Annotated in this window: 15 protein-coding genes and 3 tRNA genes; 13 read left to right on the top strand and 5 right to left on the bottom strand. The window is 69.8% G+C overall.

Translation table 11 applies throughout. From position 1 onward, the window contains the following. Positions 1-222: 222 nt before the first annotated feature. A complete protein-coding gene (locus tag DL519_RS32355; RefSeq protein ID WP_190820455.1) occupies positions 223-798 on the bottom strand; it encodes an SACE_7040 family transcriptional regulator in 576 nt (191 codons plus the stop codon). Positions 799-884: 86 nt separating this feature from the next. Here DL519_RS32355 and DL519_RS32360 point away from each other — a divergent pair, with 86 nt between their 5' ends. The 3 genes from DL519_RS32360 (at position 885) to DL519_RS32370 (ending at position 5911) form a co-directional block, all read left to right on the top strand. Next, positions 885-2498, top strand: coding sequence for a carboxyl transferase domain-containing protein (locus DL519_RS32360; RefSeq protein WP_190820457.1), 1614 nt, complete (start codon positions 885-887; stop codon positions 2496-2498). A 155-nt stretch (positions 2499-2653) separates the two neighbouring features. Further along, complete coding sequence (locus DL519_RS32365; protein ID WP_190820459.1) at positions 2654-4714, top strand: acetyl-CoA carboxylase biotin carboxylase subunit; 2061 nt, start codon at positions 2654-2656, stop codon at positions 4712-4714. A gap of 3 nt (positions 4715-4717) precedes the next feature. Beyond that, positions 4718-5911 carry an acyl-CoA dehydrogenase family protein gene (locus DL519_RS32370; RefSeq protein WP_190820461.1) on the top strand — a complete coding sequence of 398 codons (1194 nt, stop codon included), beginning with the start codon at positions 4718-4720 and terminating at the stop codon, positions 5909-5911. 97 nt (positions 5912-6008) lie between these two features. Here the strand turns inward: DL519_RS32370 and DL519_RS32375 are convergent, their stop codons facing one another. After that, positions 6009-6581: a hypothetical protein gene (locus DL519_RS32375; protein WP_190820463.1), complete on the bottom strand. Its 573-nt coding sequence runs from the start codon at positions 6579-6581 to the stop codon at positions 6009-6011. 263 nt (positions 6582-6844) lie between these two features. Next, positions 6845-7066, bottom strand: a complete 222-nt coding sequence (locus tag DL519_RS32380) for a heavy-metal-associated domain-containing protein (protein ID WP_190820465.1) — start codon at positions 7064-7066, stop codon at positions 6845-6847. Between the two features lie 247 nt (positions 7067-7313). On the opposite strand from DL519_RS32380, the gene DL519_RS32385 reads away from it, so the two are divergent. The 6 genes from DL519_RS32385 to DL519_RS32405 all read left to right on the top strand — a co-directional run bounded on the left by DL519_RS32385 (position 7314) and on the right by DL519_RS32405 (position 8938). Next, on the top strand, positions 7314-7553 hold the full coding sequence (locus DL519_RS32385; protein ID WP_190820467.1) for a hypothetical protein: 240 nt from the start codon (positions 7314-7316) through the stop codon (positions 7551-7553). 193 nt (positions 7554-7746) lie between these two features. Beyond that, complete coding sequence (locus DL519_RS32390; RefSeq protein ID WP_223839838.1) at positions 7747-8205, top strand: TetR/AcrR family transcriptional regulator; 459 nt, start codon at positions 7747-7749, stop codon at positions 8203-8205. Positions 8206-8214: 9 nt separating this feature from the next. Beyond that, positions 8215-8346, top strand: a complete 132-nt coding sequence (locus DL519_RS49100; protein WP_263399744.1) for a hypothetical protein — start codon at positions 8215-8217, stop codon at positions 8344-8346. A gap of 317 nt (positions 8347-8663) precedes the next feature. Continuing rightward, a tRNA-Glu gene (locus DL519_RS32395) sits at positions 8664-8736 on the top strand. 23 nt (positions 8737-8759) lie between these two features. Further along, positions 8760-8836 (top strand) — tRNA-Asp (locus DL519_RS32400). 28 nt (positions 8837-8864) lie between these two features. Next, positions 8865-8938 (top strand) — tRNA-Phe (locus tag DL519_RS32405). A gap of 313 nt (positions 8939-9251) precedes the next feature. Here the strand turns inward: DL519_RS32405 and DL519_RS32410 are convergent. After that, on the bottom strand, positions 9252-9824 hold the full coding sequence (locus DL519_RS32410; protein ID WP_223839839.1) for a GTP pyrophosphokinase: 573 nt from the start codon (positions 9822-9824) through the stop codon (positions 9252-9254). Here DL519_RS32410 and DL519_RS32415 point away from each other — a divergent pair. From DL519_RS32415 to DL519_RS32425, 3 genes are all read left to right on the top strand, one after another. Further along, complete coding sequence (locus tag DL519_RS32415) at positions 9783-11426, top strand: ABC-F family ATP-binding cassette domain-containing protein (RefSeq protein ID WP_190820469.1); 1644 nt, start codon at positions 9783-9785, stop codon at positions 11424-11426. The genes DL519_RS32410 and DL519_RS32415 overlap by 42 nt on opposite strands. A gap of 118 nt (positions 11427-11544) precedes the next feature. Next, complete coding sequence (locus DL519_RS32420; protein WP_223839840.1) at positions 11545-12210, top strand: maleylpyruvate isomerase N-terminal domain-containing protein; 666 nt, start codon at positions 11545-11547, stop codon at positions 12208-12210. Between the two features lie 64 nt (positions 12211-12274). Next, positions 12275-12475 (top strand): hypothetical protein, encoded by a 201-nt coding sequence (locus tag DL519_RS32425; RefSeq protein ID WP_223839841.1) that lies wholly within the window; start codon positions 12275-12277, stop codon positions 12473-12475. Between the two features lie 115 nt (positions 12476-12590). Here DL519_RS32425 and yczE read toward each other — a convergent pair whose 3' ends face one another. After that, complete coding sequence (gene yczE, locus DL519_RS32430; RefSeq protein ID WP_223839842.1) at positions 12591-13238, bottom strand: membrane protein YczE; 648 nt, start codon at positions 13236-13238, stop codon at positions 12591-12593. A 61-nt stretch (positions 13239-13299) separates the two neighbouring features. Here yczE and yczR point away from each other — a divergent pair, with 61 nt between their 5' ends. After that, positions 13300-14745 (top strand): MocR-like transcription factor YczR, encoded by a 1446-nt coding sequence (yczR, locus tag DL519_RS32435; RefSeq protein WP_190820473.1) that lies wholly within the window; start codon positions 13300-13302, stop codon positions 14743-14745. Positions 14746-14777 lie beyond the last annotated feature (32 nt).

The raw sequence follows: 14777 nt of genomic DNA on the forward strand, positions 1-14777 counted from the left end.
CGGCATCGCGAGGGCATCAGAGCCGGAATCCACCCAGTCTCAACCCGGCCCCGGCGGGCCGCAATCGGCATCCCCCGTCACCTGGAGAGGGTGCAATTTCGTGAGAAATTGACACGGCCTGGGGTGACGCTAGATGTCACGCCCCGTCCTGGTTCACAGTGCGTACCCCCAGGTGGCGGTCAATTTCTCGCGAAATTGGCACGGCTCCTGGTGATGCGAGCGTCAGCTCGGCGCGCTTTCGATGGCGCCGAGCGTCATCGAGCGCAGCAGGCGGGACATCGCTTCGGCGTCCAGGTGGGCGCTGTAAGGGGTTGAGTTGATCAGGCCGAACACCGCGTGCGCGGCGGCGCGGGCGGTCGGGCGGTCCAGGCCCGGCCGGATCTGGCACAGCACGTCCACCCACACCTCGACGTAGCTGCGCTGCAGCTCGCGGACCTTGTGCCGGTCGGTGTCGGCCAGGCTGTCCAGGTCGCGCATGTGCACGGTGATCAGCGCCGGGTTGGACAGCGCGAACTCGACGTGCCAGCGCACCAGCCGGTCCAGCGCGTCGCGCGCGTCCGCGGCGGCGCCCACCCGGTCCTGGCCTCCGAGCAGTAGCCGGTCGCTGATCCCGGTGAGCAGTTCCGCGAGCATCGCGTCCTTGCTGCGGAAGTGCCGGTACAGCGCAGGCCCGGAGATGCCCACGGCCGCGCCGATGTCGTCGATACCGACCCCGTGGAAGCCGAAGCGTGCGAACTTCTCCGCCGCGGCGGTGAGGATCTGCTCGCGGCGCGACGGCTTGGCTGCATCGGTGGACATCGACGTTGATGCTAGACGAAACACGTTAGTCGTCGTTAACATCGGTGGCGTTAACGATGACTAACTCCAGTGGAAGGTGTGCCCGCATGGATGCGCCCGCCCTGCGCACGGCCGTGGACCCGGACTCGGCGGACTTCGCCCGCTACGCCAAGCAGCACGCGAAACTCGTCGACGACCTCAACACCCAGCTCGGCCGTGCCCGGCTGGGCGGGCCCGAGAAGGCCCGCATCCGGCACGTCGAACGGGGCAAGCTCCTACCCCGCGACCGGGTGGACGCGCTGCTCGACCGAGGCTCGCCGTTCCTGGAGCTCTCGCCGCTGGCCGCGCACGGCCTGTACGACGACGAAGCACCGTCGGCGGGCATCATCACCGGCATCGGCCGGGTGTCCGGGCGGGAATGCGTGGTCGTCGCCAACGACGCAACCGTCAAGGGCGGCACGTACTACCCGATAACGGTCAGGAAGCACCTGCGCGCGCAGGAAGTCGCGCTGCACAACAACCTGCCCTGCCTGTACCTGGTGGACTCCGGCGGCGCCTTCTTGCCCAGGCAGGACGAGGTGTTCCCGGACCGCGAGCACTTCGGCCGTATCTTCTACAACCAGGCGACCATGTCCGCCCGCGGCATCCCGCAGATCGCCGCAGTGCTGGGCTCGTGCACCGCGGGCGGTGCCTACGTCCCGGCGATGAGCGACGAGGCCGTGATCGTCCGCGAGCAGGGCACCATCTTCCTGGGCGGTCCACCGCTGGTGAAGGCCGCGACCGGGGCCGAGGTGACCGCCGAGGAGCTCGGCGGCGGCGAGCTGCACTCGCGCATCTCCGGCGTCACCGACCACCTGGCCGCCGACGACGCGGACGCGCTGCGGATCGTCCGCTCGATCGTCAGCACGCTCGGCCCCCGCGAGCCCAGGCAGTGGGACGTCGCGCCGGTGGAGGCGCCGGCGGTCGACCCCGACGAGCTCTACGGCGCGGTCCCGACCGATAGCCGCACCCCCTACGACGTGCGGGAAGTCATCGCGCGGATCGTGGACGGCAGCCGGTTCGCGGAGTTCAAGCACGACTACGGCCAGACGCTGGTGACCGGCTTCGCCCGCATCCACGGGCACCCGGTCGGCATCATCGCCAACAACGGCATCCTGTTCAGCGAGTCGGCGCTCAAGGGCGCGCACTTCATCGAACTGTGCGACAAGCGGTCCATCCCGCTGGTGTTCCTGCAGAACATCTCGGGGTTCATGGTCGGCAAGGAGTACGAGGCGGGCGGCATCGCCAAGCACGGCGCAAAGATGGTCACCGCCGTGGCCTGCGCCCGCGTCCCGAAGTTCACCGTCGTCATCGGTGGCTCGTTCGGGGCGGGCAACTACTCGATGTGCGGCCGGGCGTACTCGCCGCGGTTCCTGTGGATGTGGCCGAACGCCCGGATCTCGGTGATGGGCGGCGAGCAGGCGGCGTCGGTGCTGGCGACGGTGCGCCGCGACCAGCTGGACGCGCGCGGTGAGCACTGGTCGATCGAGGACGAAGAGGCGTTCAAGCAGCCGATCCGGGATCAGTACGAGCACCAGGGCCACCCGTACTACGCGACGGCCCGGCTGTGGGACGACGGCGTGATCGACCCGAAGCAGACCCGAACGGTCCTGGGCCTGGCGATCTCGGCGGCGGCCAACGCCCCGCTGGAACCAATCTCCTACGGCGTCTTCCGGATGTGATTCCGAATGAGCGGCTTGTTTTGCGTGGCGGTGCTTCAAAGACAAAGAAAAACAGGCCGTGAGTGGTTTTCGGTGCTCTGGCGACCGAAAGCGCTCACGGGTGTTGACCAGGCGAAACGTTGTGATCTGCCGTTCGGCAAGGCGAAGGGGTGACGATGCAGCACTTCGACACGGTGCTGGTGGCGAACCGGGGCGAGATCGCGGTGCGCGTGATCCGGACGCTGCGGCGGCTGGGCATCCGCTCTGTCGCGGTGTTCAGCGATGCCGACCGCGGCGCGCGGCACGTCGCCGAGGCCGACACTGCCGTCCACATCGGACCGAGCCCGGCCACCGAGAGCTACCTCGACGGCAAGCGCATCCTGGACGCCGCGCGCAGCACCGGAGCCCAGGCGATCCACCCCGGCTACGGGTTCCTCGCCGAGAACGCCGGCTTCGCCGAGGCGTGCGCGCAGGCGGGCATCGTCTTCATCGGCCCGCCGGCCACCGCGATCGAGTCGATGGGCGACAAGATCCGCGCAAAGCAAACGGTTTCCGCCGCCGGCGTCCCGGTGGTGCCCGGGCGCAGCGAGCCGGACATGACCGACGCCGACCTGCACGCGGCGGCGGTCGAGATCGGTTTCCCGGTCCTGTTGAAGCCATCCGCCGGTGGCGGCGGCAAGGGCATGCGGCTGATCCACGACGAGTCCACCTTGGACGACCAGATCGCCTCCGCGCGCCGCGAAGCCCGCTCGGCGTTCGGCGACGACACGCTGTTCGTCGAGCGCTTCGTGACCCGCCCGCGGCACATCGAGGTCCAAGTACTGGCGGACGCGCACGGCAACGTGGTGCACCTCGGCGAGCGCGAGTGCAGCCTGCAGCGGCGGCACCAGAAGATCGTCGAGGAGGCCCCGTCGCCGCTGCTGGACGCCGAAACGCGCGCCGGCATCGGTGCCGCCGCAGTGGACGCGGCGCGCTCGGTCGGTTACGTCGGGGCGGGCACCGTCGAGTTCATCGTCTCCGCCGACCGCCCGGACGAGTTCTTCTTCATGGAGATGAACACCCGCCTGCAGGTCGAGCACCCGGTCACCGAACTCGTCACCTCGGTCGGCGGGGAACGCGGCGTCGACCTCGTCGAACAGCAGGTCCGGGTGGCCGGGGGAGAGCCGCTGCCCTGGGCACAGGAGGACCTGTCGATCGACGGCCACGCCGTCGAGGCCCGCGTCTACGCCGAGGACCCGACCCGCAACTTCCTCCCGACGGGCGGCGACGTCCTGGCGGTGCACGAGCCGTCCGGCCCCGGCGTCCGGGTCGATTCCGGGGTGCGCGCGGGCGGGCGCGTGGGATCGGACTACGACCCGATGCTGGCCAAGGTCATCGCGTGGGCGCCGAGCCGGGCCGATGCGCTGCGCCGGCTGGACGCCGCGCTCGCCGACACGGCGGTCCTGGGCCTGCACACCAACGTCGCGTTCCTCCGCGCACTGCTGAGGCACGACGACGTCCTGGCCGGCCGCCTGGACACCGGCCTCGTCGAGCGCGATCTCGACTCGCTCGTCGCCAAGAGCAACACGACACCGGACGACGCCTACGTCGCCGCGGCCCTGGAGCGGCTGCTCGCCGCCGAACCGACCGAGCCGGTCGTCGATCCGTGGGACATCCCCGACGGCTGGCGGCTCGGCGAACCGGCCTGGAGCACCTGGCGCTTCGCCGGCCCGGCCGACGAGGTCCGCGTCCGGTTGCGAGGCCGCGCCCGGGACGCCGGAGTTTCAATTGAAACAATTGAAACTGTGCCCGACGGTGACCCGGCAACGGCAGTTTCAATTGAAGCTGCGGTCCACCGGGCCTCGGTCGAAGCGCACGGCGACACCCTGACCGTCACCTACCAGGGCCGCACCCGCCGCTACCGCTACGCGCACGTCGACGGCACCACCTGGCTCGCCGCAGACGGCCACGCCTGGGCGCTCGCCGAGCACCGCCTGCTTTCCGAGCGCGGCGGCGCCACCGGTCGGTCGGACGGCGTGGTGACCAGTCCGATGCCGGGCACCGTGCTGGTCGCCGAGGTGAGCCCCGGCCAGGAAGTCCGCAGCGGACAGCGGTTGTTCGTCGTCGAGGCGATGAAGATGGAGCACACCGTCACCGCGCCGATCGACGGCGTCATCACCGAAGTGCACGCCAGGAAGGGGCAGTCGGTCGGACTCGACCAGCCGCTGGCTGTCCTCGCCGCTGAAGAGGAGGCCTGAACGATGGTGGATCACCGGCTCAGCGAAGAGCACGAAGCCCTGCGCGAGAGCGTGCAGACCTTCGCCCGCAAGGAAGTCGCCCCGGTCATCGGCGACTACTACGAACGCGAGGAATTCCCGTACCCACTGGTGCAGATCATGGGGCGGATGGGTCTGTTCGGGCTGCCGATCCCCGAGGAGCACGGCGGCATGGGCGGCGACTACTTCGCGTTGTGCCTGGCGCTGGAGGAGTTGGCGCGCGTTGACTCGTCCGTCGCGATCACCCTGGAGGCCGGGGTCTCGCTGGGCGTCATGCCGATCTACCGGTTCGGCAGCGACGAGCAGCGGCGCACCTGGCTGCCCCGCCTGGCGGCCGGGGAGATCCTCGGCGCGTTCGGCCTGACCGAGCCCGGCGGCGGCTCCGACGCGGGCAGCACCCAAACCACAGCGGTGCTCGACGTAGGGGGTACCTCCCGCTCGAGCGAAGCCGAGAGTGGGGGAGAGTGGGTGATCAACGGCTCCAAGGCGTTCATCACCAACTCCGGCACAGACCTCACCGGCCTCGTCACGGTTACCGCCGTCACCGGGCAGAAGCCGGGCGGCGGCAAGGAGATCTCCACGATCATCGTGCCCGCCGGAACCCCGGGCTTCACCGTCGCGAAGAAGTATTCGAAGGTCGGTTGGAACGCCTCCGACACCCATGCGCTGTCCTTCGATGACTGCCGGGTGCCCGCCGCGAACCTCCTCGGCGAGCGCGGCCGCGGCTACGCCCAGTTCCTCGCGACGCTCACCGAGGGCCGGGTCGCGATCGCCGCGGTCGGCGTCGGCCTCGCCCAGGGCTGCGTCGACGAATGCCTGCGCTACCTGGGTGAACGAGAGGCCTTCGGCCGCAAGATCGGCGAGTACCAGGCCATGCAGTTCAAGGTCGCCGACATGGAGCTGCGCGCGCACACCGCGCGGCTGGCCTACTACGACGCGGCATCGCGGATGCTGCGCGGCGAGCCGTACAAGAAGGAGGCCGCGATCGCCAAGCTCGTCTCGTCGAACGCGGCGATGGACAACGCCCGGGACGCCACGCAGATCTTCGGCGGCTACGGGTTCATGAACGAGACGCCGGTCGGGCGTTTCTACCGGGACGCCAAGATCCTGGAGATCGGCGAGGGCACCAGCGAGGTCCAGCGCATGCTGATCGCCCGGGAACTCGGCCTGCCGGCCTGATAGAAAGGGCCGGCGGAGGCCTCGGGGGGCGGCCTCCGCCGGCCATCAGGTCAGTGGTCGGGGATCGTGTCGGGGGTTGGGTCGGGTTTCGGGGGGATCAGCGCCGGAACCGCTTCTGCGGCACGGTGATCTCGTCGGTCTCCTCGATGCCGGGGTAACCTGCCGGCGCGTCGTAACCTGCCGGCGCGTCGTAACCGGCCGGCACGTCGTAACCGGCCGGCACGTCGTAACCGGCCGGCACGTCGTAACCGGCCGGCACGTCGTGACCGGCGTGCGCGTCGTAGCCTGCCTGCGCGTCGTACTCCGGCGCGGGCCGGAAGCCCTGCTGCGTGTCCTCGCCGGGCCACACCGGCCCCTGGCCGCTCGGTGCCGGGCCGCTCTGCACCGGCTCCTCGTCGGCGTCCGCCAGGTGCTGCATCACCCAGTCACGGGCCAGCGCTGCCGGCGAGGTGCCCTGCTTGAAGGCGAGCTCCCGCAGGCGTTCGTTGGCCATCAGGGGCAGCCGCAGCTGGTAGACCTGTGAGGCGCCGAAGCGGCGTCCGGACCCGGTGGATTCGACGCTCTCCTCAGGGGCCAGCGCAGCCAGGTACGACTCGAACTCATGATCCGGTTCGGCCGGCTGGGCAGACTTCTGCTGCCGTCGGCCGGTCTTGGTTCGTCCTAGAGCCACCGGCACACGATAACGGTTGTGTTGCGTCCCGCGAGTCGCTGTGAGCCCTATCACCGCTCGCCGAGTCGCAGAAAAGTGCTCCCACCTGCGCTTTTGCGATCGTGATGAGAAAGCGGAGGGCCCCCGCGCCAGGGGGAGGAACGCGGGGGCCGGAGGGGATCTCCACAGGTGCTGACCGGGGGTCTGTCAGCGGACCGATTGTGGCACGTCGCAGACCGTTGTGGGGAGCTTTCGCCGCAGGATTGCTGCATCCCGGTCGCTGCTCAGTTCGCGCCGGGCCACTCCGCGATCGTGTACCCCGCCTCCGTGATGGCCGCCGCCACCGCGTCCCGGGTGAGCTCCTGCTCGCTGGTCACCGAGACCTGCCCGCTCTCCACCGAGACCTGCACGCCGCTGACGCCCGGCAGCCCCGAGAGCTCCTCGGTGACGGACTTGGCGCAGTGGCCGCACGTCATGCCGCTAATTACGAACGTCTGACTGCTCATGAAAGTTCCCTCCTGGCAGATTTCTGCCACGACTCGATGCGGATTCCGCCGCAAACTGTCCCGAACGTCCAGTGTGGACGATCGTGGCGGGGGTGGCTCTGGGGGGTGTGACCAGGGCAATATTCGAAGTGGATCGAGGTCCCCCACGTGATTACTCTGCGTCGAAGTCAATTCACTCTCTGGGGGGCTGCGGGTGTTGACAACCTGTGGATAAATTGCGCCCGGAACCCGAGGCCGGGGAGGCGTCATGTACGGGTCACTGGACGTACGGAAGTTCTTGTGGCAACAGGAAGACGGGTCCTCGCGGCAGTCGTCCGCGGTGCCCGCGCCGCGCACCGGCGAGCCCTCGCGGATCTCGTCGGAGCAGGTGCACCGGGCCAGGATGGCGGTCGCCCGCAGCGCGGAGAACGCCGAGGACTGCAAGCTCCTGCTGGACATGCTGGGATTGGCACCCGACGACGACGGACAGCCGCCGGTCACGCGCTAACCGGGCGTCCGCCGTGCCGCCGAGGTGCGCTTTCGGGGCGTTCGTCGAGCGGCGTCGGCAAGTCGGCGCCGGCTCGAACCCGGTGGGCGGGATGGCCGGATTCGCGGTAACTTCCGGTGGCGTAGTTGATCATCCGTTCGTGGACCGCGTCGCTCGGGCGGCGGATCGCGGACGACCTCTTCGTGCCGGAGTCGTGCCATGCCGCAGCAGCACCGGGCCAGCTCACCCGTCGCGCCATACTGGCCGCCGCGGCGGAGGAGTCGACCTGATCGGCTACGCGGCCGCCACGCTGAGCTCGATCCTGCGGCGCTCCGGCATCACCAAGGGCGCGTTCTACTTCCACTTCACGGCCAAGGAGGCGGTGGCCGAGGCGCTGGCCCGGCAGTACCTGGTGAGCCTGGCCGATATGCGGCAGCGGTGGATCGGCCGAAGCCTGGACCCGCTGTCGACGCTGGTCGGCCTGAGCGGTGAGGCTGCCCGCAGGCTGGAGCACGACGTGGTCCTGCGCGCTGGCCAGCACATCGGGGCGGAGTCCGACGGCTGGTACGCGGTGCTCGACTACCCGGTGCTCGACGAGATGGTGCGGAAATCCGCGGCGGCGGGACAGCTGCGCCCCGGCACCTATCCGGCCGAGGCGGCGAGGGTGCTCTAAGCGGCGTTGGTGGGCGCGCACGCGGTCGGCGACGAGCCGGCGGGGCTGGCCGACCGCTTCGGCGAGATCTGGCGCGTGGTGCTCGCCGGGGTCGCCCGGGAGGACTGGCGCGCGAACCCCGAACTGGCGGGTCGATCTTGAGGCGCGGATCACAAAATCGCCATCTGTCTGATTTGTGCGCTTTTCGGGTCCAGGGCTCGTCTCGCGGGGTGCTGGGTGCTCGCCACCCTGCGTCGGCGATGGGGCGCCAAGATCCAACAAAGCGGCAGGTCAAATGGCTATCATCGAAGGCGGTCCCGCGTCGGATCGGCGTCGCGAGGGGGTGTCATGCGACTTAAGGGACCCCCCGCCTTGGGGGCGCTGAAGGCATGTCGTAAGCTTTCATCACTGCCAACGGGGCGCTCCGAAAAGGGGAAAGCCGGTTGGAGGCAAGGCCGGGTCGGTTTCGAATCGGCCAAGCCCCCATCGTCTAGCGGCCTAGGACGCCGCCCTTTCAAGGCGGTAGCGCGGGTTCGAATCCCGTTGGGGGTACGAACAACTGAAGATAGAAGCATGGCCCAGTGGCGCAGTTGGTTAGCGCGCCGCCCTGTCACGGCGGAGGTCGCGGGTTCGAGTCCCGTCTGGGTCGCCAAGGCGAACGGCATTGAGCCGACGCTATCGGCCAGGTAGCTCAGTTGGTACGAGCGTCCGCCTGAAAAGCGGAAGGTCGGCGGTTCGACCCCGCCCCTGGCCACCGCTCGTAAGCTGCGAAAACAGCCCCCGTCGGTTTCGGCGGGGGCTGTTTCGTTTCAGTCGGTCTTCCGGGGAGTAGGCGTTCCGTCGGGCGGCGAGGTCGCTTCGGAGGGCGTCCGTCACATGGTGGCGCTGCGGTCCAGCTCCCGGCTCTAGTCGTCAACTAGTGCCGCGTCAAGCAACGTTGATCGGGTATTGAGGGTGCTGCCGATCTCGCGCGAAATCGGCACCTCTCCAAGGCGGCCCGGATGGCGGGTGGGCTGCGTGATGATCAATAGGCCGATCAAGGTTCGTAGACGCGGCACCAGGACGCTCTAGCCGGGCGCCCCCTCGCTGCGTTCGTGCAGCGAAGACATCTGAGCGTCGAGTCCGGCAGCGGCCTCGGCCGCCGCTTTGAGCTCGGCGGCGAAGCTTTCCGGCACCTCGCCCCCGCTCTTGTAGAGCAGCTCGTGCTCTACGGCGGCCCAGAAGTCCATCGCGATGGTGCGCAGTTGGAGTTCGACGGCCACTTGCTCGGTGCGGTCGGACAGGTGCACCGGCACGTTGATGATCAGGTGCAGGCTGCGGTAGCCGTTCGGCTTCGGCGCGGCGATGTAGTCCTTGGTCTGCACGATCTCAATCTGGTGCTGGCGGATGAGATCGCGGACGAGGTAGACGTCGGAGATGAACGGGCACACGACGCGCACGCCGGCGATGTCGGTGAGGTGTTCGCGGGCCGACACCGGGTCGATCGGCAGCCCGCGCCGGGCGAGCTTGGCCGCGATCGCCTCCGGGCGCTTGATCCGCGAGGGGGGCGCCTGCTTTCCGCGGGGGCTTCCGGGGCTGTTGTTATTCTCGGCGGTCTGATGTCTGCGACTCTCGTTGCCTCTGATCTCGCCGCCGGGCACGGCGACCGCTCCCTGTTCACCGGGCTCGACCTCGTCGTCGCGCCCGGCGATGTGATCGGGCTCGTCGGGGCCAACGGCGCCGGGAAGTCCACGTTGCTGAAACTGCTGGCCGGGCTCGACCCGCCGGAGCGCGGCGAGCTGCGCCTTTCCCCCGCCACCGCGATCGTCGGTTACCTGCCGCAGGAGCCCGATCGCAGGCCAGGGGAGACGGTGAACCAGTTCCTCGCCCGCCGCACCGGCGTCGCTGCGGCGCAGCGCGCGATGGACGAGGCGACGCAGGCCCTTACAGAGGGCGCGCCAGGGGCCGACGACGCGTACGCCGCGAGCCTGGATCGCTGGCTGAGCCTGGGTGGTGCCGACCTGGAGGAACGCGCCGAAGGCGTCGCGGATTCGCTTGGCCTGTTCGTCGAGCTCGACCAGGCCATGACCTCGCTTTCGGGCGGTCAGGCCGCCCGCGCGGGCCTCGCCTCGCTCCTGCTGTCCCGCTACGACGTGTTCCTGCTGGACGAGCCGACCAACGACCTCGACCTGGAGGGCCTCGAACTCCTGGAAAGGTTCGTGCGCGGGCTGCGCGCCGGCACCGTCGTCGTCAGCCACGACCGCGAGTTCCTCACCCGCACGGTCAACAAGGTCCTCGAACTCGACCTGGCCCAGCAGCAGATCAACCTCTACGGCGGCGGCTACGACGCCTACCTGGAGGAGCGCGCGGTCGCGCGCAGGCACGCGCGGGAGGCGTTCGAGGAGTACGCCGACAAGAAGTCCGCGCTGGAGGCGCGTGCGCACGTGCAGCGCGCCTGGATGGACAAGGGCGTCAAGAACGCCCGCCGCAAGGGCACCGACAACGACAAGCTCGGCCGCAAGGCCCGTTCGGAGACGACCGAGAAGCAGGCCTCCAAAGCACGGCAGACCGAGCGCCTCATCGAGCGGCTCGATGTCGTCGAGGAGCCGCGCAAGGAGTGGGAGCTGCGCATGGAGATCGCGGCGGCGCCCCGCTCCGGGGCGGTCGTCGCCACCCTGCGCGAAGCGGAGGTGCGGCGCGGCGAGTTCACCTTCGGACCGGTGACGCTGCAGGTCGACTGGGCCGACCGCGTGGCGATCACCGGCGCCAACGGTTCGGGGAAGTCGACGCTGCTCGGCGCGCTGCTGGGGCGCGTGCCGCTGGATGCGGGGTCCGCGGCGCTCGGCTCCGGCGTCGTCGTCGGCGAGGTCGACCAGGCCCGCGCGCTCTTCCACGGCTCGGAGTCGCTGCTCGACGCGTTCTGCGCGGCCGTGCCCGACACCGAGAACGCCGAGGTCCGCACGCTGCTCGCCAAGTTCGGCCTCAAGGCCGGCCACGTGCTGCGTTCGGCCGCCACGCTGTCGCCTGGCGAGCGCACCCGGGCCGCACTCGCCCTGCTCCAGGGGCGCGGGGTCAACCTCTTGGTGCTGGACGAGCCGACGAACCACCTCGACCTGCCCGCCATCGAACAGCTGGAGTCGGCCCTCGATTCCTATGCGGGCACGCTCCTGCTGGTGACCCACGACCGCCGCATGCTCGATGCGGTGCGAACCACCCGCCGCCTGGAGATGTCGGGTGGCAAGCTCGCCGAGACCTCGCTGTGAGTGCTCCCGCGCCCGTCGTCAGCCTGTGACGTCGGAGCACTGGTCCGGAAACGTTCGCCGCCACCGGGCTGGAGACGGCGTTCGACCGACCTGATGACTGTCGTGCCTCGGCGGTAGCTTGATCGACGGCAGCGATACGGGAAGGGCGGGCCTGAGCGCAATCCGAGAGGGTTACCTGCAGGCGGCAGCCTCGACCGCGGAACTGGTGCGCGATCCGGCGGTCGCGGCGGCGTGGGACCAGCCCAGCGCGTTGGCGGAGTTCAGCGTTCGCGGGCTGACCGGGCACCTGGCCTCCCAGGTCCTCGTCGTCCAAAGGTTGCTGGCCGTTGCCGCGCCGGAGGCAGCCCCCTCGACCCTTTCCGACTACTACGCCAAGAGCGCGTGGATCGGTGCCGACGTCGACGCGGAGGTCAACGTCCGGCTCCGCGAGTTCAGCGAGGACATCGCGGCCAAGGGCGCGCCGGCGCTGGTCGAGGAGATCGACTCGGCCATGCAGGACCTCCGTTCCGCGTTGCCCGCCGAGCCGCCGGGTCGGGCGGTGGCCTTCTCCGGGCGGACGCTGCTCGTCGACGACTTCCTGATCACCCGGATGATGGAGATGGCGGTGCACTCCGATGACCTGGCGACGAGCGTGGGCATCGCCACGCCGGAGCTGCCGTCGGAGGTCTACGGTCCGGTGCTCGCGCTGCTTTCGCAGCTGGCCGTGCGCCGGCACGGGCAGACGGCCGTGCCGGCGGCGCTGAGCCGCGCCGAACGCGCACCCGGCACGATCGCCGCGATCTGACCGCGAGCCGGTCGCGTTCGCGACCGTGGAAGGATCGAGGAATGTCGGACAACGACGAGCCCGCGTGCTGTGCCTCACCTGCGGCGGACTCCGAAAGCTCGGCGAGCCGCGGATGTACGTCGTGCAGGCCACCGAGGACATGCGGACCGGGATGACCATGGGCGAGTGGCGGACCCGCCCGCAGTGCCAGCGGGGACCACCTGTCAGGCCTGCATCCGCCAGCCTGACCTGCACCGCTGCGCAAGACGAGGCGGAAACCAAGTAGGGACGCCCCCGCGCTCAACCGGCCTGGGGGTTACCGGGAGTGCGGGGGCGTCAAGGTCCACCCCTGGGGGTCAGGTGGACGGCGTCAATGCTACTTCGTGGTATCCCGGATGTCTCTAGGGGCAGAGATCTTTTTTCTCCCGGACCGCCGCGAATCGCAGGAAGAACTGGGCCAGCGGCCCGATGGCGAGCGCGTAGAGCACGGTGCCGACGCCCACCGTGCCGCCCAGCAGCCACCCGGCGGCGAGGACGCAGAGCTCGATCAAGGTGCGGACCAAGCGCACCGACCAGCCAGTTCGGGCGTGCAGGCCGGTCATCAGCCCGTCCCTCGGACCCGGTCCGAGCCGCGCGCCGACGTAAACTGCCGTCGCGAAGCCGTTGAGCACGATGGCGCCGATCATTACCGAGATCTGCCCCGGTAGCGCGTCGATCGGTGGGGTGAGGCCCAGGGTGATGTCCACCGCGATGGCGATGACGACAACGTTGGCGACCGTGCCGATGCCGGGCCGTTGCCGCAGCGGCAGCCAGGCGAGCAGAACCGCGACGCCGGTCAGCGCGGTGACCGCCCCGAAGCTCCAGCCGAGGCGTTGCGCCAGGCCCTGGTGTAGCACGTCCCACGGGTCCAGGCCGAGTTGCGCCCGCACCATGAACCCCATGCTGGCGCCGTAGAGCACCAGGCCGCCGATGAGCTGCCCGAGCCGGAGCAGCGGGCGGGTCCGGATGGAGAGCGGCGAGAGGTCCAAAGGGGTTGAGATCGAGGCCATGAGGACTTTCTAGAACAGGATTGGCCTTAAAGGCGATAGCCAATCAACTACAATTGGCCTTATGGTCTTCGCCCCGTCCGCGCACATCCACGGCCGCAAGCTCGTCGAGCTGCTCGGTTCCTGGGACGGAACAGCACGCCCGTCCTCCCAGGCGTTGGCCGCGGCGCTGCGGCAGCTGGCGTTGGACGGCCGACTGCCGCCGGGGACTCGACTTCCGGCGGAACGCGAGCTCGCCGATGCCCTCGGGGTCAGCCGGACCCTGATCGCGCGGGCGCTCGACCGGCTCCGGGAGGACGGTTTCGTGGCCAGCCGGCGCGGCGCCGGGTCGTGGGTGAAGCTGCCGGACCAGGAGCGCGACAACGACTCCCACGGCGGCTGGTTCCCTACCGCGGGCACCGAGGTGCTGAACCTCGCGCAGGCCACGCCGAGCGCACCGCCGGAACTGTGCGCTGCGGTGGATCGGGCGCGCTTGCGGTTCGCAGAGCACCTGTCCGGTCACGGCTACCAGCCGCAAGGCCTGCCGGTGCTGCGCGAGCGGATCGCCGAGCGCTACGCGAAGCGGGGGCTACCGACAGTCCCGGAGCAGATCCTCGTCACCAACGGGGCGCAGCACGGCTTCGCGCTCCTGCTGCGGATGCTGGTGTCGCCGGGCGAACGCGTGCTCGTCGAGCACCCGACTTACCCGAACGCGCTGGAGGCGATTCGCGGCCTCAACGCGACCCCCGTCGCGGTGCCGATGGTCAAGGACGGCTGGGACGTGGAGCTGCTCGCCGCGAGCCTGCGGCAGACATCACCGCGGCTGGCGTACCTGATCCCGGACTTCCACAACCCGACCGGCGTCCGGCTGGATGCGGGCGGCCGGGCCCAGCTCGCCAGGGCGCTGGCCCGCACCTGCACGACAGCGGTCATCGACGAGACGCTCGCCGAGATCGACCTCACCGGCGCCGAAGCGCCGCTACCGATGGCCGCGTTCACCGATCGGGCGATCCTCGTCGGGTCGGCCAGCAAGTCGTTCTGGGGTGGCCTCCGGCTCGGCTGGATCCGCGCGTCCGAGGACTTCGTGCAGCGCATGGTGATCGGCCGCGCCGCGGTGGACCTCGGCAGCCCGATCCTCGAACAGCTGGCGCTGGCGGAGCTGCTGCAGGACGCCGACCAGGTGCTGGAGCGCAGGCGCGTCGAGTCGATCGAGCGACGCGACTGCCTCATCGCGGCCTTGCGCGAGCACCTGCCGCACTGGCGCTACCGCGTCCCTGACGGCGGCCTGGCCCTGTGGTGCGACATCGGAGCACCGGTCAGCAGCCGGCTTTCGGTGGCCGCGGAGCAGCACGGTGTGCGGGTGGCACCGGGGGCGCGTTTCTCGGTGTACGGGTCGCTGGAGCGCTGGATGCGAGTGCCGTACACGTTGCCGGGCGACCAGCTGGAAGAGGCGATCCGCCGCCTAACCGCGGCGACGGCATCGGTGCCCGAAGGTCCCGGCAACACCATCCTGACGGCGCCGATCGCCTGAGAACAGTTGTGCGCAAATTGGCTTGTGTGGCG

Origin of the sequence: Saccharopolyspora pogona (assembly GCF_014697215.1) — a bacterium.
In the GTDB taxonomy this organism is placed as follows: domain Bacteria; phylum Actinomycetota; class Actinomycetes; order Mycobacteriales; family Pseudonocardiaceae; genus Saccharopolyspora; species Saccharopolyspora hattusasensis.